21 protein-coding genes and 2 pseudogenes are annotated in these 25,424 nt (G+C 69.5%); 15 read left to right on the forward strand and 8 right to left on the reverse strand.

The window, feature by feature from the left end:
* Positions 1–424 precede the first annotated feature (424 nt).
* The 4 genes and pseudogenes from ACWGO0_RS06545 to rho form a co-directional block, all read left to right on the forward strand.
* A pseudogene (locus ACWGO0_RS06545) lies at positions 425–1,036 on the forward strand (ATP-binding cassette domain-containing protein); the annotation flags it as partial.
* Between the two features lie 477 nt (positions 1,037–1,513).
* Positions 1,514–1,901: pseudogene (locus ACWGO0_RS06550) on the forward strand (ATP-binding cassette domain-containing protein); the annotation flags it as partial.
* A gap of 254 nt (positions 1,902–2,155) precedes the next feature.
* The gene (locus ACWGO0_RS06555; RefSeq protein WP_453528960.1) at positions 2,156–3,019 is read left to right on the forward strand and encodes a polysaccharide deacetylase family protein; all 864 of its coding nucleotides are present in this window, start codon (positions 2,156–2,158) and stop codon (positions 3,017–3,019) included.
* Positions 3,020–3,295: 276 nt separating this feature from the next.
* Positions 3,296–4,435, forward strand: coding sequence for a transcription termination factor Rho (rho, locus tag ACWGO0_RS06560; RefSeq protein ID WP_453528963.1), 1,140 nt, complete (start codon positions 3,296–3,298; stop codon positions 4,433–4,435).
* Between the two features lie 77 nt (positions 4,436–4,512).
* Here the strand turns inward: rho and pgm are convergent, their stop codons facing one another.
* Positions 4,513–6,159: a phosphoglucomutase (alpha-D-glucose-1,6-bisphosphate-dependent) gene (gene pgm / locus ACWGO0_RS06565; RefSeq protein WP_453528966.1), complete on the reverse strand. Its 1,647-nt coding sequence runs from the start codon at positions 6,157–6,159 to the stop codon at positions 4,513–4,515.
* A 192-nt stretch (positions 6,160–6,351) separates the two neighbouring features.
* On the opposite strand from pgm, the gene ACWGO0_RS06570 reads away from it, so the two are divergent.
* Entirely contained in the window at positions 6,352–7,056 is a 705-nt protein-coding gene (locus tag ACWGO0_RS06570; protein WP_453528969.1) for a hypothetical protein, read from the forward strand.
* Positions 7,057–7,164: 108 nt separating this feature from the next.
* Positions 7,165–7,491: a plasmid stabilization protein gene (locus ACWGO0_RS06575; protein WP_453528972.1), complete on the forward strand. Its 327-nt coding sequence runs from the start codon at positions 7,165–7,167 to the stop codon at positions 7,489–7,491.
* 24 nt (positions 7,492–7,515) lie between these two features.
* Here ACWGO0_RS06575 and ACWGO0_RS06580 read toward each other — a convergent pair whose 3' ends face one another.
* Positions 7,516–7,692: a hypothetical protein gene (locus ACWGO0_RS06580; RefSeq protein ID WP_453528975.1), complete on the reverse strand. Its 177-nt coding sequence runs from the start codon at positions 7,690–7,692 to the stop codon at positions 7,516–7,518.
* A 224-nt stretch (positions 7,693–7,916) separates the two neighbouring features.
* On the opposite strand from ACWGO0_RS06580, the gene ACWGO0_RS06585 reads away from it, so the two are divergent.
* A complete protein-coding gene (locus ACWGO0_RS06585) occupies positions 7,917–8,072 on the forward strand; it encodes a DUF6131 family protein (RefSeq protein ID WP_453528978.1) in 156 nt (51 codons plus the stop codon).
* 115 nt (positions 8,073–8,187) lie between these two features.
* On the opposite strand, the gene ACWGO0_RS06590 is transcribed toward ACWGO0_RS06585, so the two are convergent.
* Positions 8,188–8,694 carry a DUF1877 family protein gene (locus ACWGO0_RS06590; RefSeq protein ID WP_453528980.1) on the reverse strand — a complete coding sequence of 169 codons (507 nt, stop codon included), beginning with the start codon at positions 8,692–8,694 and terminating at the stop codon, positions 8,188–8,190.
* A gap of 327 nt (positions 8,695–9,021) precedes the next feature.
* On the opposite strand from ACWGO0_RS06590, the gene yidD reads away from it, so the two are divergent.
* Positions 9,022–9,342 carry a membrane protein insertion efficiency factor YidD gene (gene yidD / locus ACWGO0_RS06595; RefSeq protein WP_453528983.1) on the forward strand — a complete coding sequence of 107 codons (321 nt, stop codon included), beginning with the start codon at positions 9,022–9,024 and terminating at the stop codon, positions 9,340–9,342.
* Positions 9,343–9,483: 141 nt separating this feature from the next.
* Here the strand turns inward: yidD and ACWGO0_RS06600 are convergent, their stop codons facing one another.
* Both ACWGO0_RS06600 and ACWGO0_RS06605 read right to left on the reverse strand, forming a co-directional pair.
* A complete protein-coding gene (locus ACWGO0_RS06600) occupies positions 9,484–9,708 on the reverse strand; it encodes a hypothetical protein (protein WP_453528986.1) in 225 nt (74 codons plus the stop codon).
* A 98-nt stretch (positions 9,709–9,806) separates the two neighbouring features.
* Complete coding sequence (locus ACWGO0_RS06605) at positions 9,807–10,160, reverse strand: hypothetical protein (RefSeq protein WP_453528989.1); 354 nt, start codon at positions 10,158–10,160, stop codon at positions 9,807–9,809.
* 680 nt (positions 10,161–10,840) lie between these two features.
* On the opposite strand from ACWGO0_RS06605, the gene ACWGO0_RS06610 reads away from it, so the two are divergent.
* Positions 10,841–11,026 (forward strand): hypothetical protein, encoded by a 186-nt coding sequence (locus ACWGO0_RS06610; RefSeq protein WP_453528992.1) that lies wholly within the window; start codon positions 10,841–10,843, stop codon positions 11,024–11,026.
* Complete coding sequence (locus ACWGO0_RS06615) at positions 11,023–11,733, forward strand: hypothetical protein (protein ID WP_453528995.1); 711 nt, start codon at positions 11,023–11,025, stop codon at positions 11,731–11,733. Before ACWGO0_RS06610 ends, ACWGO0_RS06615 begins: the two co-directional genes overlap by 4 nt.
* 236 nt (positions 11,734–11,969) lie before the next feature.
* On the opposite strand, the gene ACWGO0_RS06620 is transcribed toward ACWGO0_RS06615, so the two are convergent.
* Together ACWGO0_RS06620 and ACWGO0_RS06625 are read right to left on the reverse strand one after the other, a co-directional pair.
* Entirely contained in the window at positions 11,970–12,227 is a 258-nt protein-coding gene (locus ACWGO0_RS06620) for a LapA family protein (RefSeq protein ID WP_453528998.1), read from the reverse strand.
* 795 nt (positions 12,228–13,022) lie between these two features.
* The gene (locus ACWGO0_RS06625) at positions 13,023–14,036 is read right to left on the reverse strand and encodes a LuxR family transcriptional regulator (protein ID WP_453529001.1); all 1,014 of its coding nucleotides are present in this window, start codon (positions 14,034–14,036) and stop codon (positions 13,023–13,025) included.
* Positions 14,037–14,157: 121 nt separating this feature from the next.
* Here ACWGO0_RS06625 and ACWGO0_RS06630 point away from each other — a divergent pair, with 121 nt between their 5' ends.
* From ACWGO0_RS06630 to ACWGO0_RS06650, 5 genes are all read left to right on the forward strand, one after another.
* Positions 14,158–17,043 carry a M4 family metallopeptidase gene (locus ACWGO0_RS06630; RefSeq protein ID WP_453529004.1) on the forward strand — a complete coding sequence of 962 codons (2,886 nt, stop codon included), beginning with the start codon at positions 14,158–14,160 and terminating at the stop codon, positions 17,041–17,043.
* Between the two features lie 163 nt (positions 17,044–17,206).
* A complete protein-coding gene (locus ACWGO0_RS06635) occupies positions 17,207–19,102 on the forward strand; it encodes an alkyl/aryl-sulfatase (RefSeq protein ID WP_453529007.1) in 1,896 nt (631 codons plus the stop codon).
* 85 nt (positions 19,103–19,187) lie between these two features.
* On the forward strand, positions 19,188–20,207 hold the full coding sequence (locus ACWGO0_RS06640; RefSeq protein ID WP_453529010.1) for a DUF389 domain-containing protein: 1,020 nt from the start codon (positions 19,188–19,190) through the stop codon (positions 20,205–20,207).
* Positions 20,208–20,361: 154 nt separating this feature from the next.
* Positions 20,362–23,739, forward strand: coding sequence for an ATP-binding protein (locus ACWGO0_RS06645; RefSeq protein WP_453529013.1), 3,378 nt, complete (start codon positions 20,362–20,364; stop codon positions 23,737–23,739).
* A gap of 136 nt (positions 23,740–23,875) precedes the next feature.
* Entirely contained in the window at positions 23,876–24,556 is a 681-nt protein-coding gene (locus ACWGO0_RS06650; protein ID WP_453529016.1) for an AroM family protein, read from the forward strand.
* Between the two features lie 7 nt (positions 24,557–24,563).
* Here ACWGO0_RS06650 and ACWGO0_RS06655 read toward each other — a convergent pair whose 3' ends face one another.
* Entirely contained in the window at positions 24,564–25,346 is a 783-nt protein-coding gene (locus tag ACWGO0_RS06655; RefSeq protein ID WP_453529019.1) for an IclR family transcriptional regulator, read from the reverse strand.
* Between the last annotated feature and the right edge of the window lie 78 nt (positions 25,347–25,424).

Raw genomic sequence — 25,424 nt, forward strand, 5'->3', positions numbered from 1 at the left:
CTGGGGTTCGGGGGGGGCGTTTGGCGGCCCCCGACCGCCGCCGCCCTGACCCGGGGGGCTTCCCGGGGGGGCCCGCCCGACGGGGGGGGGGGGGCGGCCCCCCCGGGCGCCCCACCACCGCTCGTAAATCGCAGTGCACCTGCCTGGGGGCATCAGGTACAGTTTTTTCGTCCTGTTGTCTCCGATAGAGGTGGACGTTGCGCATCTGAGGTTCGCGATCATCGCGCCGTACGGCAGTCGCCGTACGCCCGTCACGCTGTAGCCGGCTTCATGCCGCCCGTGACCCTGCGCGGATGCGACCTCGGTGCATGGGCCGTCCTCTCGTTCTCCGGAGGCCCACACCCCCGTCCTTTCCCGGTTCGGTCGCCGCGTGGTGCTCGCATACGACGCCCCCATCCCTGCGTTTGCGACTGCGAGAATCCTCATGACCCATCCCATCGCGCCCAGCGCCTCCGTGACGTCCTCAGCCCTGTCGTTCCGCTGGCCGGACGGCACAGCGGTCTTCGACGGGCTCTCCCTCACCATCGGCCGGGGCAGCACCGGTCTGGTCGGTGCGAACGGCTCCGGTAAATCCACCCTGCTGCGGCTGCTGGCCGGCCGGCTGCGTCCCTCCCAGGGATCGGTGAGCGTCACCGGAAACGTCGCCTACCTCCCGCAGAACATCACGCTCGACACGTCACTGCGCGTGGACCAGGCCCTGGGCGTCGCAGAGCGGCGCGCCGCTCTGCGCGCCATCGAGGCCGGAGACGTCGACGAGGCGCACTTCGAGACGGTCGGTGACGACTGGGACGTCGAGGAGCGGGCCCTGGCGACCCTGGGCTCGCTCGGACTCTGCGAGGTCGGCCTCGACCGCACCGTGGGCGAGCTGTCGGGCGGGGAGACCGTGCTGCTGCGCCTGGCCGCCCTGCTGCTGGAGCGTCCCGAGGTCCTGCTCCTCGACGAGCCGACCAACAATCTCGACGTGTTCGCGCGCCGCCGTCTGTACGACGCCGTCGGCTCCTGGCGCTCCGGAGTGCTGGTCGTGGTCAGCCACGACCGTGAACTGCTGGAGCGGGTGGACCGGATCGCCGAGCTGCGATCGGGTTCGGTGAGCTGGTACGGGGGCGGCTGGTCCCTGTACGAAGAGACTCTGGCCACCCAGCAGGAGGCGGCCGGGCGGCTGCTGCGGGCCGCCGATGCCGATGTGCGTCGGCAGAAGCGCGAACTGGAGGAGTCGCGGATCAAGGTGGCCCGCCGCGAGCGGCACAGCAAGAAGATGGACGCCCAGCGCAGAGCTCCGCGCATCGTCGCGGGCGAGAAGAAGCGGTCCGCGCAGGAGTCGGCGGACAAACTCCGCGGCGTACACGAGGACCGGCTCGTGGAGGCGCGTGAGCGGCGTGAGGAGGCCGCGGACGCGATCCGTGACGACGCCGAGATCCGTGTGAGCCTTCCGCACACCGCCGTGCCCGCGGGACGCACCGTACTGGCCCTGGACCAGCTGCGCCCCGGGTACGGCAGGCTGCGCGAGGCCACGATGCGTGTGCAGGGCCCCGAACGCGTCGCCCTGGTCGGCCGCAACGGCTCGGGCAAGACCACGCTCCTGCGCATCCTCGCCGGGGAGCTCGCCCCGCTGTCCGGGGAGGCCAGGGCGTACGTACCCCTGCGGTTCCTCCCGCAGCGGCTGGACGTCCTGGACGAGGAGCTGAGCGTCGCCGCGAACGTGGCCCGCATGGCTCCCGGCGTCACCGACAACCACATCCGGGCGCAGCTCGCCCGCTTCCTGTTCAAGGGGGCTCGCGCGGAGCAGCAGGCGGCCACGCTGTCGGGCGGCGAACGCTTCCGCGCCGCTCTTGCCGCCACGATGCTCGCAGCGCCGGCCCCGCAACTGCTGATGCTGGACGAGCCGACCAACAACCTGGACCTGGCCAGCGTCCGGCAGCTGACGAGCGCGCTCGGCTCCTACGAGGGAGCGCTTCTGATCGCCAGTCACGATCTGACGTTCCTCGATTCGGTCGGCATCACGCGCTGGCTGCTGCTCGGGGAAGAGCTCCGGGAGACCAGCGCCGAGGAGGTCCGCGAGCTGCTCGAATCACCGGAGGCCGACTGAGACACGGGAGGGGAAGGCCGGGCGCGTAATTCAGGAGACCCCGGCGGGCGGGTCGGCCATAGTGGGGCCATGTCCGCAGGCGCGCACGAACTGCTCGGCTTCCCCCCCGATGCCCGCGTTCTCCTCGTCAACTGCGACGACTTCGGGATGTATCACTCGGTCAACGCGGCGGTCGTCGACTCCATCGAGCAGGGCATCGCTTCCTCGTGCAGTCTCATGGTTCCGTGCCCGTGGGCGCTGCACGCGATGCATCTGCTCGGCCAACGGCCGCACATCCCGTTCGGGATCCATCTCACGCTCGTGTGCGACACGACGCACTACCGCTGGGGTCCCCTCACCGCCAGGGAGAAGGTCCCCTCGCTGCTGGACGCGAACGGGGAGCTGTACACCCCGGCCGGTATTCCCGGCCTCCTCGCCAGGGCCCGCCCGGCGGAGGTGGAGCTGGAGTTCCGCGCACAGATCGACGCCGTCATCGGCGCCGGTCTGGCGCCGACGCACCTGGACTGGCACTGCCTCGCGGACGGCGGACGCGAGGACATCCTCGACCTGACCGTGGCGCTGGCCCGGGAGTACGGTCTCGCGGTACGCGTCTGGGGCGAACCGGGACGCCCGAAAGTCCGGCTCCAGGGGCTGCCGGTCACGGACCACGATTTCCTGGACAGTTTCTCGCTGGGCCTCGACGACAAGCCGGACCGCTATGCCGGACTGTTGCGCGCGCTGCCGCCCGGGCTCAGCGAGTGGGCCGTCCATCCCGGTCTCGGCGACGCCGAGTCCCGGGCCATCGACCCCGACGGCTGGCGGGTGCGGCTGACCGACTACGAGTTCCTGACGTCTCCCCGGGCCCGCGAACTCCTCGACGAGGAAGGCATCTTCGTCGTCGACTACCGGCCCGTGCAGGACGTGTGGGCCCGCACCGGTGACGGGACGCTCTAGGCAGTTTCGTTCTTCACCCGTCGCCTACAATGGGCCGTGCTACAGTGCAAATGGCACGTGTGTACGCCCCTCCTTTCCGGGCGCCGGTGCTGTTCTCGTTTCTCGTTCCACTCGCTGTTGCGCCCGTCCTTTCACGACCGGCGATCAAGCTTCTCTTTTCTCTCCGTTCGGCCTTCTGTCCGGCCCCGGGTTCTCATTCCCGTGTACGGGGCGTGATTCCACCGCCTCCGCCGTTCGCCGGACCCCCATATCGCCATGTCCGCGAAAGGACTTCCCATGACCAGCACACTCGAACGCCCCGTTGCCAAGCAGGACGAGCCCGTGCGTACCGCCGGTGTCCTCGACACCGCGCAGAACGGACACGGCGTACTGCGCACCGACGGCGGCCACCCCTCCCCCGGCGACATCCAGGTGTCGTCCTCCCTGATCCGCCGGCACGGCCTGCGCCGAGGCGATCTGGTCGAGGGCGCCTGCGACAAGCCCCGCGCCCTCAGCCGGGTCGACCGCGTCAACGGCCTTGCGCCGCAGGCCCTTCGGGCCCGGCCGCACTTCCGTGACCTCACCCCTCTGCACCCACGGGAGCGGCTCCGTCTGGAGACCCCGACGGGCGGGCCCGCGATGCGCCTCGTCGATCTGATGGCGCCGATCGGAAAGGGGCAGCGCGGACTGATCGTCGCGCCGCCCCGTACCGGCAAGACGGTGCTCCTCCAGCAACTCGCCGCAGCCGTGGCCACGAACCACCCGGAATGCCATCTGATGGTGGTGCTCCTCGACGAACGCCCGGAGGAGGTCACAGACATGCGCCGGTCGGTACGGGGCGAGGTGTACGCCTCCACCTTCGACCGGCCCGCGAAGGAGCACATCGCCCTCGCCGAACTGGCCGTGGAACGCGCGAAGCGCCTCGTCGAGCAGGGCCGGGACGTGGTGATCCTCCTCGACTCCCTCACCAGGCTCTGCCGGGCCCACAACAACGCGGCGGGTGCGGGCGGCCGGACCCTGAGCGGCGGCGTCGACGCGGCGGCGCTCACCGGCCCCAAGCAGGTCTTCGGTGCGGCGCGCCTGGCCGAGGAGGGCGGCTCGCTGACCATCCTGGCGACCGCGCTCGTGGAAACCGGCTCCCGGGCCGACGACTACTTCTTCGAAGAGCTCAAGAGCACCGGCAACATGGAATTGCGGCTGGACCGCTCGCTCGCGGAGAAGCGGATCTTCCCGGCCGTCGACATCGCCCCGTCCGGCACGCGGCGCGAGGAACTGCTGCTGCCCGCACCGGAGTTGGCGGCGGTACGGGGGCTGCGGCGCGCGCTGCGGTCCAGGGACGGGCAGACCACCCTGGAAGCGCTGCTGGCCAAGATCCGCAGCACCCCGGACAACGCGGCCTTTCTCCGGCAGGTGCACCAGACCGTGCCCGGCGCCTGAACGCCGGGCACGGAGGGTTCCGGTCGGTTCCGGTCGCGGACGCGCCGCGGCACCCTGCGGCGCCGCGGCGCGCGGGATCACCCCGCGGCGTTCAGCGCTGCGGAGACCAGCGCCCGGGCCTCGTCCTGGACTTCCGCCAGGTGGTCAGGTCCCTGGAAGCTCTCCGCGTACACCTTGTAGACGTCCTCCGTGCCGGAGGGCCGGGCGGCGAACCAGGCGCTGTCGGTGCAGACCTTGAGGCCGCCGATGGCCGCGCCGTTGCCGGGAGCCTCGGTGAGGACGGCCGTGATGGGTTCACCGGCCAGCGTGTCAGCCGTGACCTGCTCCGGGGAGAGCCGGGCCAGGACCGCCTTCTCCTCACGGGTCGCGGGAGCGTCGACGCGGGCGTACGCGGGATCGCCGAAGCGTGCGGTGAGCTCACCGTAGTGCTGGGAGGGCGTGGAACCCGTGACGGCGGTGATCTCGGAGGCCAGCAGGGCGAGCAGGATGCCGTCCTTGTCCGTGGTCCACACGCGGCCGTCGCGGCGCAGGAACGAAGCGCCGGCCGACTCCTCGCCGCCGAAGCCAAGACTGCCGTCGAAGAGCCCGTCGACGAACCACTTGAATCCCACCGGCACCTCCGTCAGCGGACGGCCGAGGTCGGCGGCGACCCGGTCGATCATGGAGGAGGAGACCAGGGTCTTGCCGATGCCCGTACCGGCCGGCCAGCCCTCGCGGTGGGAGTACAGATAGCGGATGGCGACGGCGAGATAGTGGTTCGGATTCATCAGCCCGCCGTCGGGGGTGACGATGCCGTGCCGGTCGGCGTCGGCGTCGTTCCCGGTGGCGATGGTGTACGCGTCGCGCTGCGCGATCAGCGAGGCCATGGCGTACGGGGAGGAGCAGTCCATACGGATCTTCCCGTCCCAGTCCAGCGTCATGAAGCGCCAGGTGGGGTCGGCGAGCGGGTTGACCACCGTGAGGTCGATGCGGTGGCGTTCGGCGATGCGCCCCCAGTAGGCGACGGATGCACCGCCGAGCGGGTCGGCGCCGATGCGGATTCCGGCATCGCGGACGGCGTCCAGGTCGAGGACGGACGGCAGGTCGTCCACGTAAGCGGAAAGGAAGTCGTGACGGCCCGTCGTGTCGGCGGCCAGCGCCCGGGCGTACGGAACGCGGCGGACCTCCTTCAGCCCGCCCTCGATGAGGGTGTTGGCCCGGTCCTGGATCCACGACGTGGCGTCCGAGCCGGCCGGGCCGCCGTGCGGCGGGTTGTACTTGAAGCCGCCGTCGCCCGGGGGGTTGTGCGAAGGGGTCACCACGATGCCGTCGGCGAGGCCGACCGTGCGGTTCCGGTTGTACGTCAGGATGGCGTGCGAGACGGCCGGCGTCGGGGTGTAGCCGTCGTCCGAGTCGATCAGGACCGTGGCGCCGTTGGCGGCCAGGACCTCCAGGGCGGTCACCCGGGCGGGTTCGGACAGCGCATGGGTGTCGGCACCGAGGAACAGCGGTCCGTCGGTGCCCTGGCGCGCCCGGTAGTCGCAGAACGCCTGGGTGGTCGCGGCGATGTGGTCCTCGTTGAAACCGGCCGTGAGAGCGCTGCCGCGGTGCCCCGAGGTGCCGAAGGCGACGCGTTGGCCGGGCTCCGCCGGGTCGGGGTGGACGGCGTAATAGGCCGTCACCAGCCGTGCCACGTCCACCAGATCTCCTGGCTGTGCCGGCTGTCCGGCCCGTTCGTGCACCATCTGATCTCCTACGTCTCGGTCGGCCGCCTGCTGTTGCGCCTGATTCTGCCCTCCGGCCCGGCCGCCCTTCACCGGGCATGGCCGGAATGCCGGGCCTTTCAGGTCTTGACCGGTTCCTGCGGCGGCCCGACAGTGGGGTGCGGCCTCGGCCGCCTGCGACAGGCCCCAGGGACGGGGTGGGGGTGGGGACTCATGCAGCTCATCGACGTGTCCGGCTACGCGGTGCGCTCGGCCGTGATCATGATGCGGCGCAAGGACACGCCCCTGACCTTCATGCTCTTCCCGATGGTCCACGTCGCTTCCCCGGCGTTCTACGCCCGTGTGAAGAGGCGGCTCGCCGAGTGCGATCTGATCGTGCTGGAGGGAATCAAGGGGAAGTCGCGGCGGGCGTCCATGCTGCTGCTCGCCTACCGGTTCGCGCCCCGGAGGCGCCGCAACGGACTGGTGGAGCAGACTTCGGCGAACGTACTGCCTCCTGGGGTGCCGGTGCTGTCCCCGGACGTGAGCGCGGTCGAAGCCATGGACGAGCTACGCAAGCTGCCACGCTGGATGTACTGGTCGCTGCTTGCCTGGGCCCCGGTCATGGGCCTGGTCTTCGCGCTGCGGGGACCGCGCGCCTTCCTGGACCCGGATCTGACCGTCGAGGACCTGCCCTCCACGGCCCGCGCGGAGATGCTGGCGGACAACGAGCTGGAACACGCGCTGCTCGACCGGCGTGACGCGCAGCTGCTCACCGCGCTGGCGCGGATACACGACGAACGGTGGCAGGAACCGATCACCGTGGCCGTGGTCTACGGTGCGGCGCACATGCCCGCGGTGGTCTACGGCCTGCTGGACACGTACGGGTACCGACCTCGCGACGGAGAGTGGTTCACGGTCTACGTACCCGATCCGTGACCGCCGCCTTCGTTCACCGTCCACGTGCCAGGTGGACGCGCCCGTGTCGCGGAGGGCGGGTTTCCGACGTCGACTGGTGGTGAACCGATTCCCGACGAGGAGTACGTGATGCCTGCAGGATCCAGCCGCAAACGTGAGCGCCAGTACGAGCACGTCAAGGAGAGCGCCGAGAAGCGCGGCGAGCCCGAGAAGCGCGCGAAGGAGATCGCCGCGCGCACGGTGAACAAGGAGCGGGCACGCGCGGGCGAGGCGAAGACCGCGAGCAGGACGTCGACCCACGACCCGAAGTCCGCCTCGCAGCGGGGCGGCGAGCGCTCGCACAGCGGCGCCCAGGGGCCCACCAGGGACCAGCTGTACGCAGAGGCCAGGAAGAAGAACATCGAGGGCCGTTCAACGATGAACAAGGACCAGCTCCTCAAGGCCGTCGGCCGCTGATCCGTCTCCGCTTCAGGGGCCACCTCAGGGGCCGGACGTGCGGCGGGCCCTCGCTTCCGCTTCCGCTGTGCGGCCGGCGGCTTCGTAACGCCGCCCCTCCGCCTTCAGGCGTTCGTCCCCGAGGGCGGCTCCGTCCGCCTTCAGTATCGCGCCCTTCGCCCTCATGACCTTGGCTCGGATGAGCTCTGCGTGCCTTCCCATGTCCTGCCTGTTCCTCCTCGGCCGGTGCCGTATGCCATATGCGGTGTGCGGTTTGCGGTGTGCGGCTGCATTCGGGACTCGGCCCGAATTGCGCACATGGACGGCATTTCCGGTATGCCGCTTTTGAAACATGCGTGGCGCCGCCCTTCTGAGCTCACAGACAGTTGCCGCTGCGGCGCGCCGGGGCCAAACTGGATGAAAGCTGCACGAGAAGGGAGTGGGTCATGATCCTGCTCGGAGTCATTCTTCTCGTCATCGGGCTCGTGGCCGGCATCGGCATTCTGTGGACGATCGGCATCGTGCTCGTGGTGATCGGAGTCGTCCTGTGGATCCTCGGATCGATGGGGCACGCAATAGCTGGACGAAAGCACTACTGGTAGATCGTCGATCACGTAGGACCCAGCACACCACCGACGGCAGCGACTGCGCCACGGTCGCACCACCCGTGCCGTCGGTCGGCGTGCTGCCCGCAGCCGGGATCGGCCGGGACCCCTCTCAGTACCAGAACGCTTTGACGACTGCCTTTCCTCCGGTCGAGGTGCGGTGGTAGAAGGCACGCAGGGCGGTGTGGTGGTCGTCGTAGATGCGCTTGACGTCTCCCTCCGCCCACCCCGGGCCGAACGCCTCCCGGAACCGGGGATCGGCTGATGCCCAGAGGGCATCGAACGAGACGTCCGCGAGAAAGGCCGACGCCCGTCGCGTCGCATCCGGTGCGAGGCAGACGAACGGCGGCTTCTCGTCCGCGGGGCTGTAGTGGACGATGTCGCCGCCGAAGACGGGCAGCTCCCAGGTACCGTCCCGCCCCTCGGGGAGACGACTGGCCGCTTCATAGAGTTCGTGAACAGAACCGAAGTCCTTCTCGATGGACTCCGCGATTCCCGCGTCGTGCTCCGCCCGATGGACGTCCCAGTCCCACGCGGCGCCCATGAACTCCTCGAGCCAGGCGTGGTCGTGCCTGATCTCGGAGTGCTCGACAGCGCGCAGATGCATATGGAAACTCATGGCCCACCCCTCGTCCCGAGCGACCCGGCGTCCACGGGCCGTCAAAGCTCAGACACTATTCCGGGGCACTGACACAGGAACCTGGCGGCGACGGTCATGCACGGCCCGCCCTCCGGGTCGACTCCCGGGCCGGGCATGGCAAGTTGACCCGGCCGGTGAGGCGTTTCGTAAGATCATGGAAAATTCGGAGTGGAGGGGCCAGGTCGGATGGCAACGCGGCGCAAGAACGGCAGAAGCGGCAGAGGCGCCAGGGACGCCAGCCGAAAGGAGAACTGCGGCGACGCGTGCGCCGACAGTTGTTTCTGGAGTCGCACCTGCTGCCCGGACATGTGGCTCATCTCCTTCCTCCTAGTTGTGCTGCCTCGGGCAGCCGGGCCGTCAAGCCGTGCTGGTGATGATCCGGCGGCGCCCCGTCCGCGTGGCCGGGCGGCGGGCGCGCTGCATGAGGGCGTCCGGCGCTACCGGGCGAAGGTCAGCCCGGTGTTGCCCGCGTGCTGTCCGTACACGCCGAGCTGTTCCACGTACGCCGTCAAGGCGCTGCATCGGCATGGTGCGCTGCGTGGTGGGTGGCTGGTCCTGGGGCGTCTCCTGCGGTGCCGGCCGGGAGCTGCCCGGGCGCGGGGGTTCCACGATCCAGTGCCCGTCTGAGTGTTGGGACGCGTGAAGGGGCCCGGCTGGTGCCGGGCCCCTTCACTTCTCGTAGCGGGGACAGGATTTGAACCTGCGACCTCTGGGTTATGAGCCCAGCGAATTCCCGCCGACCGGACACAGGCCGGCCGACACGGTGGCCTACGACGGCGACCCACGCCACTGCGGATGACCACCCGCGGCGGCTCTCATGTTGCCGTCCCAGCGATGGGCTTGCTGGGCCGCGTCCCGTCCGGTCAGCAGTTCAGCTGCCTGATGCTGCACGTGATCAGCCGCCAGCCGAGCTGCGGCGACGACGTCACCACATTCGCGTACCAGGTCCTCATAGATCGGCAGGTGATCGTTTTCGGTGGAAGTGCGTGTCACAGTCGACCCTTCAGTCGCCGTTACTTCCCTGCATGGCTATCGGCAAGGAAGGCGCCGGCGACAGTGGTTCGTGGCGATCGGTAAAGACCGGTCCGCTGTCAGGCTCGGTTGAGCCGGGCAGCGATCCCATGGCCGATCAGCAAGTACATGGCAGCCGGAAGGCCATAATTGAGGGTGACCCGCAGCCCCTCGGTGTCCATCGTGAAAATGTCCTGCGCCCACCAGGCCAGCCAGTCCGCCGTTCCCCGCACGAACTCGACGAACACATTCGCCTGGTTCGCGTCGAGCAGGAACAACAGGATCCACAGGCCGAGCAGACCTGCCGCGATGTCGGCGATCGTGCAGATGGTGAGGGCGGTGCGCCGCGTGGCGGTCCGGTGACGCACGGGGCGGTCCGGCGGCGGGGGCTGGTCGTACGTCTGGTATCCGGGAACCGGGTCGATGTTGCTCACAGGAAATCCGATCAACGTAGTGCGATGTCGGCGCGCTCTCTGGGTTCGAAACTCAACCCGGCTCGTCGCCCCGCTTCTTCCTTCTTCTGCGTTCCGCATGCGTTACCTGTTACACCCCACGCGCGACGACTCACATACGGCTTCCTATTCAGGTACTTACGCACATGTGGGCGCAACGAGCCTTATTTCGGGATGGAATGGAATCCCATGTGTGCGTGAATTGTGACCAAGTCATGGTGAAGGCAAGTGCGCACCCCCATAAGGTGCCGGGCGCAACTGGTAGATGAATCCCAATTACCTTCCCGCAGGCAGTGGTTGGCAGATTGTTCTTGCGTTTCGTGTGGGAATTCTGGAAGTCTCCGGTCGACTCGTGACGCTCATGAGTCGCACCCGTAACGGAGGCAACCCCCGGCATGTCCCGAAGTCGCATACGTCGTATCAGGCTGGCGACCGCGACTTCACCCTGGCGCCGGGCGTCATGAACGCCAGCGCGAGTGGACCCCTCAGGCCATGACCGGCGTCTCGGACGCCGCGAACGACGAGCTCTACGGAGCCGCCGCGAACATCCAGCTCTTCGCGTCGTACGACAACCATGACCCGGGTAGGGACACCAACCACAACGAGTACGGCGACTGCAACCCCGATGAGGCGGCGCTCCGCGACTCCTGCAACCAGAAGGGGTGCGCATCACCTTCGTCCAGAGCCGGACGAACCCGGCCACGGGCAGCCCCGAGGTCAAGTACCGGCACGTCCTGCTGGGCTGGTCCTACATCAACAGCGCGGACCACATCTCCTTCGACGGGGTGCACTCGACGGCGACAGCAAGGCCGGCGACACGATGGGCAAGGACGGGGCCGGCGATGTGACGACGACCTCCAACGTCGAGGACAAGACGAAGGTCGGCCGTCACAACAACGTCTGGTACAGCTACGGCTACCGCTATGTCATGCCGCAGGTGGCTGCCTGGAAGTTCCAAGCCGCCCAGAACAACCCCACCGGCGATGCGGACAAGTTCAAGTGCGCCACCACGGGCCGTCCGAAGGCCTCGTACCTCTCCCTTGACCGCAGCACGGTCCCGGACCGGCTGATCATGGGCGAGTACTGCCGCCCGGGCGGTTCCACGACGTACCCCTCGACCGGTCGGGTCGCCTCCTATCCGATCGCCGCTCTCGAAGGCCGTACCAGTAACGTCAACGCCGAGGGCTGGGCCAATTACCTGCCTCTGGCGACGGGCGGGGCCCAGGGTGCGTCAGCGTACGACGACACGCTCTACGTCAACGAGAGCCGGGGGACGGACGAGCCGGGCAACCTGTGGCGCTACAAGTGGATCGAAGGTCAGCTGAGCGCCGACGGCAAGGCCCCGATCCAGACCGCCACGGGCGCCGAAGACCTCTACATCGATCGCGGCGCAGGCCGTCTCTGGTCGGTCTCCGAGCACTGGGAGGGAGCCGTGAACGCGGAGCTGGCTGAGGACGGCAAGCCGGAGGGGTGCTACACCGGCCCCGTCAGCGCCCACATCTGCCAGCGCGTGCTCTACGCCCACAAGCTGAGCTGGCTCAACTCCCAGCCGTAGGCGACCCTTTGCGCCACATCAGAACGGCCCCGCCGGAGCACCAGCTCCGCCGGGGGCCGTTCCCGTACGCCGGCTCCTCACACCTCGGTCAAGCGTGGCCCACCTGGAGCAGGTCCTGCACCTGTCTGCTCCTGCCGCTCTATCCCCTCGCGTACTGGACGATCAACGCGTTTTCGGTCGGGCGGGCCGCCCGCGGTCTTGCCAGGAGCAGGTCTGCCGGGGATCCCGCCGCTCTTTCATCGCTGTGCCCGGCGGCGGGCGATGATCAGGCCGAGGCAGATGCCCACGAGGAGGGTTACGGCGAGAACGATCCAGAGTGGGAGCGTTACTCTCGGAATCCACAGTCTGATGGTGACCGACCCGGTGTTCACCGCGATGAACCAGACAGCCAGGCCGGCCAGAGCCACGAACCCGATGGTGCGCAGCCGCATGTTCCGCCCCTTGACCGTCACGGTCGACGGTCGATGCGCCTTCTTCTCGGTATTCTGGGACATAAGACTTATTATCGGCGAGGTGGCTCGAACGGGCGACTTACCCGCTCTTCCGGCGTTCCGAATGCCGGTCGGGAGGTCCAGGGCAGGGCACTGTCAGCGACTCATGCCCTGCCCCTACGGCGTGACCGGTCACGGGCACCGTCGGCGCCTCTGCCCTGGTCCGGCAGCCGAGCAGTGGGTGGTGTGCGGGCAGCGGGGCGCAGGGAATCGGTGCCGCATGCGGAGCGGCCGACATGCCGGCAGGCTCCGTCGCGGAGTGGGTCCACCGCTACAAGACCTGGCTGAACTGGTGCGCCGTCATGCTCGCAGCTCTTGCCTTCGCACCTACGGTCAGTGATCAAATCGGTGGAATACGGAGTCGGACGGAGCGGCCGAGGACGACAACGACGTCACCGTGTCCATAGCACACGCACCGGCGCGGCCATCTCGGCACCCGGCGAACTCCCGCTCCCCCCAGGGGCCGACGCGGGCGACGTGGTCGGGTTCGAGGTGGTCTTCACCAACAGCGACGGCGATCCGCTCCCGTTTACGACGCGACCGGCGGAACCGTCGAGGTGAACCCGGAACTGCGCGACACCAAGCGCTCGGACGGTACGCCGCTGAGGCCCACGGACAGGGTCACCGTCAACAACTGTGCGACCCCGTCCGCCCGGGAGGCCACCGACGGTGAAGTGACCGGGGACCAGGCGTGCGACACGTACGACATTCTTCCGGACGTCCTGGTGCTGAACGGCACCAAGAACTACACCGAGACGCCAGGCCGACGCCCTGGGGACGCTCCTGGACCGGGCGCCCTCACACGGTCAGCCAGCCCCGCAGCGCCGCCTGCACCCCGGCCTGGAACCGGGTCTCCGCGTTCAGGGCCTGCATGAGGCGGGTGATGCGGCGGCGGACCGTGTGTACGTGGATGTCGAGGCGCCGGGCCATCGCCTCGTCCTTCAGGCCGGAGGCGAGCATGGTCAGCAGTTCCCGGTCCTCGTCCGTGATCCGGTCGTGTGTGACGGAACCGATGGGGACGGCCCGCTCCCAGACCGACTCGAACAGTGGCACCAGCGCGTTGCTCAGGAGCGAGTCGCTCACCACCAGGGCCGAGGCCGTCGGGTCCGCCGCGTCGGTCGGCGGCAGCAGTGTCACCCGCCGGTCCACCGTGATCAGTTTCGTCGGCAGATCCGTTCCCACGCGTATCTGCACACCCTGCACGGCCAGATCGCCCAGGCCCCGGGCCCGCCCCTGATAGCTCAGCCCCTCACGGTCCACAGCGACTCGCACCCGTACCCCGCGCCGGACCGGTTCGGCCACGTCGAGGGGCGCGGGCATCCCGTCCGCCTGGCTGGCCGCGTACGGCGGCCGGTCCAGAAGTGCCACCTCCTCGCTCGCCGCCACCAGCAGCGAGGCCACCCGCGCGGCGATCGCCGCCCCGCCCCGGACCGTCTCGATGCCGGTGGCGCGGGGGGTGTTCACGGAACTCAGCAGCTGGGCGGCGATCCGGTCGACGGAGCCGGTCAACTCCTCCAACTCCGCTGATTTGTGCAGAAGTTCAGCCTGTCGAAGGTGAATCAGATTACGCAGCGCGGTGGACGGGGCCACGGCAAGGGGCAGCTTTGCCGCGTCTCGGGCCGGGTGGGTGAAGTTGTGCTCGGCCAGGTGGTCGAGCGCGCTCGTGACCCGGCGGACGGTCAGCCCCAAGGACTGGGCGAGGGCGGTTCGGGAGGGGAGGCCGGGTACGTCGAGCAGCGCTTCGTACACCCGGAGTTCGTCCGCTCCGAGCCCGAGCGCCTGCCATTGCGTATCCCACCCAGTCAGCCCCACTGGCTGAATTCTCACCTGTCAATGCAGGCCACACAAGTGTGGACGTCCACAAGTGCCCACCCGGAACTCATTGTTCACACCCCTGTTCCGGTACTTGCATGTCGGCGTCCGATATCCGTTCATGCAGCAATGGCACCGGAGGGGCACCGTGCGGAGTTCAGCACGCAAGAGATCAGCCAGAGCAGGACAGGGATCCGGCAGCGTGATCGTCGGCCAGGGCATTGCGGCAGTGCTGGCCGCCGCGGGCCTGTTGGTGACGGCGATACCGGCCGCCCAGGCGGACACCGCCGCCGCGTCCACCGCGTCCGAGGTGACGCCGGGTGCGAAGACCGAGACTCCGTCGCTCGTCACCGGACTGAACGAGGAGGCCGCCGCCACCGGCACCGCGGCCGACGCCGCCCGCGGCCACCTCAAGGCCAAGAAGGGCCGCTACCACATCGCGGAGACCTCGGCGAAGGACCTGGCCTCGGCCGGGACGACGACCGAGAAGGGCGGCAAGGAGACGGTCCGCCTCCAGCAGAAGTACAAGGGTGTCGAGGTCCTGGGTGGCCAGTACCTGGTCCGGATGACCAAGAAGGACGGCAAGCGCACCGTCACCGGCACGTCCGGCAGCTACTTCACCCAGTTGAAGCTCGGCACGGTGACGCCGGAGATCTCCGAGGAGACCGCGATCGAGCGTGCGATCGGTGCCGTCTCCTCGCAGTTGGGCGGCGGGCTGCTGCGCGCCCCGGCCAAGAGCGAGAAGCCGGGTGAGCAGAAGCTCGCCGGCACGGTCGAAGGCGTAGCGATCCTGCCGCAGGGCACCGGCGTACTGACCCGGCAGATCACCGTCACCGGTATCAGCCCGGCCGACGGGCAGCCGGTGAAGCAGCAGGTGTACATCGACGCGTACTCCGGCTTCCCGGTCCTCCAGTACAGCGACATCAAGACGTTCGGCGCGACGGGAACCGCCGCAGGCGGCACCGGCGAGACGGGCGCGGATCCGGAGGCGTCGACGGCGGCCGCCGACCAGCTCGTCGTGAAGGGCTCCGGCACTCGCTACGACGGCAAGAAGGTCGAGCTCAACCTGTACAAGGACATCTACGGCGAACTCCAGACGATCGACTACGGCCGTCGGGCCGCCGACTCCCCGTACGACGGCCCCATGCTGACGACGTATGACGCCCGCGGCCGCGAGGTCGCCTCGGCGTCCGGCAGGTGGCCAACCGGAATCAAGACGTTCCGCCCGGCCTCGCCCGACCTCGGCGAGGAGTACACCAACTCCGGTGCGGTGGATGCCCACTGGGCGGCCGGCCAGGTCTACGACTACTACAAGAGCCACTTCGACAGGGCCGGCATCGACGGCAAGGACGGTTACATCTACTCCCTGGTCGGCGTGGTCGCCAACGGGCAGCCGTACAACAACGCCTTCTGGGACGGCGCCAAGATGGTGTATGGCCAGGACGGCGGCGACTACCGCACGTTCTCCGCGGACACCGACGTCGTCGGCCACGAAATGACCCACGGCGTCATCGAGCACACCGCGAACCTGGTCTACGCAGGCCAGTCCGGCGCCATGAACGAGGCCATCGCCGACTACTTCGGCAACGCCATCGACCTGGAGGCCAACAACCAGTCGATGGACGACCCGGACGCCGGGCTGCTCGGCGAGGACCTGTGCACCACGCTCGGCCCGCGCGAGTGCGCCCTGCGCGACCTCAACGACGGCGCCACCACATCGAAGAACTTCATCGGCACCACCTACCGCGGTGACAACGGCGGTGTGCACCTCAACTCCACGATCTTCTCGGGCGCGCTGTGGGACATGCGCCAGGACCTCGGCAGTGAGCTCGCCGACAAGATCGTCTACCGTGCCCTGTCCGCGTACATCACGCCTCTGGACGGCTTCACCGAGGGCCGCGCCGCCGTGATCGCCGCCGCGCAGGAGCTGGGTGTCACCAGGGCCCAGCTGACCACGGTGAAGAAGTCGTTCGACGCGCACGGCATCGTGCCGGGTTGGGAGAAGGCGCTCGGCGTCGACACCGACACCCTCCAGACCAAGGTCAACATCGCGGGAACCGGCGTCGGTGCGGGCGGCGGCAAGTACGCCGTCTCCAACTCCAACGAGGAGGGCAGCGAGCCGTACTCGGTGTGGCTGGGCAACACGTCCGGCGCGGGCACGCCCCAGCTGATGAGCGCCAACAACGGCAACTACAACGTGTACCCGGACACGGACGGCAAGACCGTCGTGTGGACCGAGTTCGGCTCGTCCATCGTGTTCAAGGCACGCCCCGTCAGCGGCGGCGTGGCGAAGACCATCGGTGGTCCCGGCGGCAACACCTCGGGCCTCGCGGTCGACGGTGACCTCGCGGTCTACACCGTGACCGACCCCTCCACCGGGGTCCAGCACGTCGGCTACATCAACATGAAGACCGGCGTAAAGAGCCTGGTCGACCCGGGCCGACCGCACATCTCCACGGCCCTGCCTTCCGTCAAGGACGGGAAGATCGCCTACGCCAAGCTGTGGTACGAGGCCGATGGCCCCAAGCTCGGCGTCGAGGTCCTCGACACGGTCAAGGGCACCAAGACCCTGATGCCGATGGACAAGAACACCGCGCTCGGCGTCGGCCAGACCGCGATCACCGACGACGGTGTCTTCTGGATCGAGGACACCGACGGCAACGACACCGGCCAGGCCGCGGTGCGACGCGCGGACTTCGACGGCGCGAACGCGGTCACCGTCACGCCGGAGGCGGGAGACGGCTCCCTCTACGCCTACTCGATGACCGCCTCGAACGACGCGATCACCGTCACTACGCTGCCCCCGGCCACGACGTGGGCCAACGACACACTGCCGAAGCTGTTCCAGGTCTCCCCCGACGGCAAGGGAGGCGCACAGCGTCTGTCCTGCAACCGCGGTGACCAGGTGTTCGGCGCGGCCGACGAGGGACAGCGGGTCCTGTGGCTGGACGGCACGACCGGCTACACGAACCTCGTGAAGCGGGACCGCCCTGCGGGCCGGTGCTGATCCGGCCTGACACATGATGGAGAGGCGGTCGGGCTTTGGGGAGCCCGGCCGCCTCTCCATGGTCCGTTCGGAGTAGCTCTGGTGGCAACGGAGTGACGCTGCGGCAAGGCTGGCGGACAGGGCCGCCGACGGGCCGGCCCAGTCTGTCGCGAGGGAGCGCACCATGTCCGGGAACACGCAGTCCAAGCCTGCCCAGACTTCGATCAGTCGGGCCAACGAGGATATTCTCAGCCGATTCCCGTTCGACGACACCCAGGACATGGACGACGCCAGGCGCGGGTTCATGGGAACAGCGAAGAGCAGCGAGATCAGTACGGCCGACGGTACGACCGTCTGGGATCTCGACGCCTACGGGTTCCTGGCGCAGGACTGCCCGCCCACCGCCAATCCGAGCCTGTGGCGGCAGAGCCGTCTGGTCGCCGACCACGGACTGTTCGAGGTCGTGGAGGGCATCTACCAGATCCGCGGATTCGATCTGTCGAACATGACGGTGGTCGAGGGCGAGCGCGGAATCCTGGTGATCGACCCGCTGATCTCCTCCGAGACCGCCGCCGCGGCCCTCGCTCTCTACCGCAGCCATCGCGGCGACCGCCCGGTCACCGCCGTGCTGTACACGCACAGTCATGTCGACCATTTCGGTGGAGTGAAGGGCGTGGTCACCGCCGAGGAGGTCGCCTCGGGCGTGCCCGTGATCGCGCCGGAGGGCTTCCTGGAGCACGCGGTCAGCGAGAACGTGTACGCGGGCACGGCGATGGCGCGCCGCGCCGCCTACATGTACGGGGCCGCCCTGCCCAAGAGCCCGCAGGGACAGATCGGCGCGGGGCTGGGGCAGACGACCTCGACGGGATCGGTCGGCCTGATCCCGCCGACGCTCGACATCACCCGCACCGGGCAGACGGAGACCGTCGACGGCATCCGCATGGTCTTCCAGCTCACCCCCGGCACCGAGGCCCCGTCCGAGCTGAACATCCATTTCCCCGACCACGCGGCCCTGTGTCTCGCCGAGAACGCGACCCACAACCTGCACAACCTGCTGACCCTTCGGGGGGCGGAGGTCCGCGACCCGCGGGTCTGGGCCCTGTATCTGACCGAGGCGATCACCCTGTTCGGCGACTCCACCGACGTCGCCTTCGCCTCCCACCACTGGCCCGTGTGGGGGCGGGAGAAGGCACAGCACTTCCTCTCCGAACAGCGCGACCTGTACGCCTACCTGCACGACCAGACGCTGCGGATGATCAACCAGGGAATGACGCCTCTGGAAATCGCCGAGACGATCGAAATGCCCCCGGCGCTGGAGCGGGCATGGCACACCCACGGCTACTACGGCTCCGTCAGTCACAACACCAAGGCCATCTACCAGCGGTACATGGGCTGGTTCGACGGGAACCCGGCCCATCTGTGGGAACACCCGCCCGTCGAGGCGTCGAAGCGGTATGTGGACTTCATGGGGGGCGCCGACGAGGTGGTACGCCGGGCACGTGACGCGTTCGCCACAGGCGATTTCCGCTGGGTGGCGCAGGTCGTGAACCACGTCGTCTTCTCGGACCCGACGCATGCGGAGGCCCTCGCTCTGCAGGCGGACGCACTGGAGCAGCTGGGGTACGGCAGCGAGAACGGCACCTGGCGCAACTTCTATCTGACGGGAGCTCTGGAACTTCGCCGGGGCCCGGTCGGGTCACCGACCGTCACCGCGTCCCCGGACTTCCTGAGAGCCCTCTCGCTGGACCAGCTCTTCGACGCATTGTGCATCCGGGTCGACGGTCCTCGTAGCTGGGACGCGGACATCACCGTGCGGTGGAACGTGAAGGGCGGTGAGCCCGTCACACTGCGGCTGCACAACGGTGTGCTCACCCACGTCGTCGGCACCGGCCCGGCGGCCTTCGCTCCCGACGTCGAGGTGGCTCTGGACGAGGCCGCTCTGCGTGCTGTCCTGCTGGGAAGCCTGCCCCCGTCAGAACTCGCGGGACGCGCCAGCATCACCGGTGACGCGGGGAAGATCACCGAACTCCTAGGCCACCTCAGTCCTCCGGACCCGGACTTCGCCATCGTCACTCCCTGATCCGACCGGCCACGGCGGGCGCGGACCGGAACGGGCTGGTCCGCGCCTGCCTGGTACATGAGCCGTTCCGGCAAGGAGGACACCCATGGCGTCCGTCGACGCTGCCACGCTGCGCCGGATGAGCGACGCGCTCTTCATCGAGCGGGGTCTGCGCAGCGCAGGTTCGACCCGGTTCTGGGGGCTGCTCGTCCTGGCGTCTGTCATCGCGAGCGCGGGCGTCGTCGGCGACTCGACGGCGACCGTCATCGGGGCGATGATCGTGGCTCCGCTCATGACTCCGATCCTGGGCAGCGCACTGGCGTTGGTCCTTGCCGACCGGTCGCAGGTGGTGCGCTGCGTACTGCTGGTGCTGGGTGGTGCGCTGGCTGTGGTGGCGGTCGGCATGCTTCTGGGCTGGATCGCCGCCCCGCCGGACGCGTTCGCTTCCAACAGTCAGGTCACGTCCCGGATCAGCCCGCGCCTGATCGACCTGCTCGCCGCGCTGGCCACAGGCACCGTGGGCGCCTTCGCGCTGGTACGCGCCGACATCTCGGACACCCTGCCGGGTGTGGCGATCGCCATCTCCCTGGTGCCGCCGCTGGCCGTGACCGGGCTCCTGCTCACGGTGGGCCGCTATCACGACGTCGGCGAGTCCGCGCTGCTGTTCGCGACCAATGTGGCGGCCATCGTGGCGACCGGCACGGTCGTCTTCCTCGTCTTCGGCGTACGAGGCGTCGCACAGGAGTCGGGCTTCGCCGTGGGACGGTTCCACGGCGGTTCACTGGCAGCCGTGGTGGGGCTCATGCTGCTGGTCGCCGTGCCGCTGACCACCGGAACGATCAGCGTCGCCAGAGACCGCTCCCTGGCCGCCGACGCCCGCCCGGTCGCCGAGCGCTGGGCGGCTTCCGGGAAATGGCAGATCGCCAACGTCGAGGGCCGCAACGGCATCGTGGTCATCGGTGTACTCGGGCTGCCGCCCCAGCCGGCGCCCACCGCGCTGCGTGCCGCCCTCGATCGCAACGGCATGCGGGACGCGGATCTCGAACTTCATCTGGTGGGCGGCCGTACCCACTGGTGCCCGGCGGACACCGACACCTGCACCGTACGGGACTCGGCCATCGACTGACCGGGCTTCACGAAGTGCCCGGGCACTCCGCCACCATGACATCGCGCGCCCGAGAGACCGCGTCACCGGACCGCCATTGCTCCGCCCCGGGGAGCGACCGCCGCCGCGCCCCGGGCCCTGCGGGCTCAGGGCGCTCGACTACAGTGGCGCCCCCATGAACACGCAGCAAACACCTTCCACCACCGGTCGCCGCTCCGCCCCTTTGCTGCGTCTGCACCTTTTCGGCCATTTTCGGGTTTCGCGTGACGCTTGCCCCGAACCGACCGGGCGGTGGCCGCGGCTGACGGCCCAGGCACTGGTCAAGCTGCTCGCTCTCACTCCGGGCCATCGGCTGCACCGTGAGCAGATCATGGACCTCTGCTGGCCGGATGCCGATCGGCACGCGGCCGCCGGTAATCTCCGCGTCGCGCTTCACGCCGCCAGGCGCGCGCTGGAGCCCGAACTCGCCCCGCGCGCCGCGTCGTCCTACCTCGTGTCCGACGGGGCGATGCTCTCTCTCGACCCGGCCACCGTATGGGTCGACACAGACCATGCCGAAGAGGCTGCCGAGTCCGCGCTGGCGTCGCGTGACCCCATCGCACTGAAGGACGCTCTGGGCCTGTTCACGGGCGAGCTGCTGCCGGAGGACCGTTACCTCTCGTGGACGGAGCCGCGGCGGGCGCGTCTCACCGCCCTGAAGGACGAGATGTACCTGGGGCTGGCTTCGGCTCATCTGGAGAGGGGCGATCTGCAGGAGGCAACGGCGATGGCGGAGCACGTCCTGCAGTCCAGCCCGGCCGAGGAGGCGGCGCACCTGATTCTGATCGACGCCTACATACGCCAGGGTCTGCGACGGCGCGCGGTCGGCCAGTACCACCTGTGCCGTGAGGCGCTCGCCGCCGAGCTGGGTGTCGCACCCGGCCCGGAGACGGAGCGTCTGCACCAGGTCGCACTGGCTACCACGCGCAAGCGGGGTCCGGCCCAGGTTGCCCTGCCCGCACCTCTGCAGAGCCTGGACGTGGCCCCCTTGCGCGGCCGGGACGAGCTCCTGCACCAGCTGCTCAGCAGCGAGGGTCCGCCGGTTCGCATACTGACGGGCGAGGCCGGCGTGGGAAAGACCCGGCTGGTGGCCGAGGCGGCGCGGCTCGCCGCCACCTCCGGATCCGCCGTGCTGTGGGGCGCCGGCCACGACGCGGAGGGGCACACCCCCTACGGCGTCTTCGCGGAAGCGCTCGACGGCTGGCTGGCAGAACAGGACGTGTCCGAACGTGCCCGCGTGGGCTCGGACTATCCGGAACTGGCGGCCTTCCTGCCGTCGTTGGGGCAGGTACGGTCCTTCGGTGACCGCAGCCCCGAGAAGGAACGCGACCGGCTGTTTCGCGCCACGGTCGGCCTTCTCACCGAACTCGCCGCTGTTCAACCGGTGCTGCTGGTTCTGGACGATCTGCACGCTGCGGATTCCGGCTCGTACCAACTGCTGAGCCACCTGGCACGGCACGCTTCCCGTCCCGGATTCCCGTTGCGCGTCCTGGTGACGTACCGGGCCGAGGAGCTCGCCGACTCCGGTCCTCGGGTCGCGGATCTCGCGGCGCTGCTGCGGCAACCGCAGGTCGTGCACGAGATCGTCCAGCGCCTCGACCGGGAAGCGTGCCTGGCGGTGGCGCGCGATGCCGTACAAGCGGTGGGCGACGCGTCTCTTCCCGGGGCCGGGACGGACAGCGCGGAGCGGTTGGAACGGGTGTGGGACCTGTCTCTGGGTAATCCGCTGTTCGCCGGCGAACTCGCCCGGAGCCTGGGCGTCGACGGCCCCGAGGGTGTGGCGCCGGACGGGGTGCGGCAGTTGGTGGCGGAGAAGCTCGCGCGTCTCGACGGAAACACACGACGCGTGGTGGAGGCGCTGTCCGTCGGCGGTGCCGAGACCGCACTGTCCGAGCTGCTCGCCGTGGCCGCCGAGGGCTTGCACCCGCCCCTCTCCGGGGCCGCGGCGATCACCGCTCTGGACGAGGCAATCGGCGCCGCGCTCATCGAGGAGCGGACCGTCGTCGTGACCGGACGGCACGAGACAGGAATCGCCTTCCGGCATCCGCTGGTCCGTCTCACCTGCTACGAGCGGCTTTCCGCCGTCCGCCGCAGGCACCTGCACGGCGCGTTCGCGCAGGCGGTGCACCGGCGCCGCCCCGACGCCGTCGACACGCTCGCCTCGCATTTCGCGCGCGCCGACGACGCCCGCGCGGCCGAGTACCTGCGCCTGGCGGCGGAACGGGCCGCGGCCCTTTACGCGAACGACACGGCCGACCGCTACTACCGGGACCTGATAGCCCGGCTCGATGTCGACGCAGGTCGCGCCCGGCTCGCGCACGCTCAGGTGCTGCGCAGTATGGGCTACTTCGACCAGGCCGTCGGCGCCCTGCGGCCGGCACTGGCCGAGTTCGAACGGCTGCACGACCACGACAACCGCGTCCTCGCGGCGGCGCTGCTGGCGGAAATGCTGGTCAGGACGGGGTCCCCCGAACCCGGCCTCGCCATCCTGCGCCGGCATCCCGTGACGGAGGAAACCGCTCCCGAACCGACGGCTGGTCACTTCCTGACGCTGTCCATCATCCTCAGTACCCAAGGTCATTACGACGACGCGTGCGCCGCCGCCGAACGCGCCCTGACGGCGGCGGACGGCTTGCCGGGGCACTCCGGCCACGGTCTGAAGGCACGCGCCCTCGTCCTGCAGGCGAGCAATCTGGGACTCGCGGGCCACTTCGACCTGGCACGTGCAGCGGGCGACAGAGCGTTGGCACCGGCCGAGGCCTACGGCGATCCGCTGCTGCTCGCATCGGTTCTGTCGATGTTGCGGGAGAACGCGCGCCGCGCCGGCCGGCTGCGCGAGGCGATCGACAGGGGCGAGCGCGCCCTCGGCCTCGCCGAACGGTCCGGCGGCCCGGCTGCCGCCGCTTTCGAGCAGGCGAACCTCGCGGAACTCTGGCTGCTCCTGGAAGAGCCCGAGCAGGCCCGCGCTCTCGCCGAGGCCGCGGTCGCGAGCGCGGAACCGACCGAAGCCTGGTGCCTTCCGTACGCGCTCACGGCGCTGGCCCGCGCCAGGTGGGCCGTGAACGAGGAATCCAGTGCCGAGGTCCTCCTGGACCGCGCCGAGTCGGTCGTCACCACGCTCGGGGACCTGCGGGCGAGCCATGAAGTGCGCGCCGCACGTGCGGAGCTCGCTCTGCACATAGGACGGCCGGAGACAGCACTGCGGGTGCTGGACCGCTTCGGCGACACGGCACCGGTGCCGGCGGCCTGGGCGGAGCTCCTCTCCGGCCGTGCCGAATCCGCCCGACAGCGCGCTCAGGCCGAGGTGTCGCGGGCGGAACGTACCGGGGAACACCTTGCCGAGGTGGAGGCTCGTCTCGCACTCGGTGCCTCCTTGGCCATGCTCGCCGAGGAAGCCGAGGGGGCCGAGGAACTGGCACGGGCCGAATCGCTGGCCGCGCTGCTTCCCTACCCGGCCGGGACGAGCCGTGCCGCCTGGGCGCGAGCTGTGGTGCGCGCCGCGGAGCACGGCTGAGAAGCACGCGTCGAAGGCACCGCTGACGGCGGACCTGCCTGCGCGTCACAGGCATGCCTACCCACGCGTGACAGCGCCGACTACATTAATCCGGAACTCATATCCATTATCTGGAACTCCTGAGAGATGAGGCGCCGTGCACACGCTCACCTTCTTGACCATCGGCCAGGCCCCGCGTCCGGACCTGTCCGAAGCCATCGAGGCACACCTGCCGGCGACCGCACGCGTACGGCACGCCGGGGTGCTCGACGGTCTGACCCGTCGGGAGATCGAGCTCCGCTTCGGGGCGGCAGAGGGACGCGCGACCCTTCTGAGCCGACTGGCCGACGGCAGCTCCGTGACACTGGACGCCGAGGCCGTCGGGGCCGGGCTGCAGTCCCGTATCGATCAGGTGGAGGATGCGGGGGCCGACGTCGTGGTGCTCCTGTGCACCGGTGCGTTCCCCGGCCTGCGGACCCGGCGGGCACGGCTCGTCGAGCCCGACGCCCTGGTCACGGGTTACGTCGGCACCGTCCTGCGGGGCAGTCGTGTCGGGTTCGTCGTACCGCTGCCCGAGCAGGTGACCGAGGCGCGCGAGAAGTGGCGGGCCGTCGTTCCGGCCCCCGCGTTCACCACGGCCTCGCCGTACGCCGACAACGATGCGGCCCTGCTCGCGGCGGCCTGCATACATCTCGAGGACGGCGCGGACGCCCTGATGCTCGACTGCATGGGGTACGGGGCGCGGCATCGCCGGTCACTGCGCGCGGCGGGGCTCACCGTGCCGGTCCTCACGCCGGGCGCGGTGGTGGGCGCCGCCCTCGGACCTCTCCTGGACTGAGGGCGCCTCAGCGGCCCGCGTCGGTCTCGACGTACCGCAGCCAGTACGGGTCGCCGATGCGCTTGCCGACGCGCAGGGCCGCGTCCCGTACCGCCCGGCCGAAGCGGGCCGCGTTCCCGTCGTGCAGCTCGGGCGCGGGCAGCGCGACGCCTATGCCGAAAATCTGTCCGGTGTCGCTGTCGAGTACGGCGGCGGAGACCCCGGCGACGTTCGGTACGTACTCGCCGCGCGAGGACTCCCAGCCGTCGGCGCGGACACGGGCCAGGCAGGAGGTCAGTTCGCCTGGGGTGCGCGGCGCCGAGCCCGTGCTCTGTTCGAGGCGGGCGTCGACGAGGCGCAGCACCTGAGCGTCGCCCAGGCGGGCGAGCAGCGCCCGCCCCATGGAACTGGCGTAGGCGGGTGCCCGGGTGCCGGCCGGGGTGTACGCCTGGAGGGCGCCGGTCGTCCCCAGCCGCATGTGGAGCACGAGCGACTCGGGCCCGTCGAGCACGTCCACGTACCCGGTGTACCCGATGTCGGCGACCAGCCTGGCCAGTTCCTCCTCCAGGAGGGAGGCCGTGCTGCGCGAGGCACGGAAGTGGTAGGAGGCCTCCATGACGAGTACGCCGGGGCGGTAGGCGCGGCTCGTCGGGTCGCGGTCGAGGAAGCCGTAGTCGGCCATCATGCTGAGCGTCCGCGACACGGAGCTCTTGGGCAGGTCCAGAGCCCCCGCGACATCCGTCACGGTCAGATCGCGCTGCAGACGTGCCATCAACTGCAGGACATCGCGCGCGTTGGCGAGTGTGCTCACCGTTCTCCCGCCTCCCCCGAGCTCCCCCGAGTCGTGTCGTCCGATCGTAAAGGGCACCCGCGCGTCTTCGTGACCGCC

The organism is Streptomyces sp. NPDC055749 (assembly GCF_053617235.1).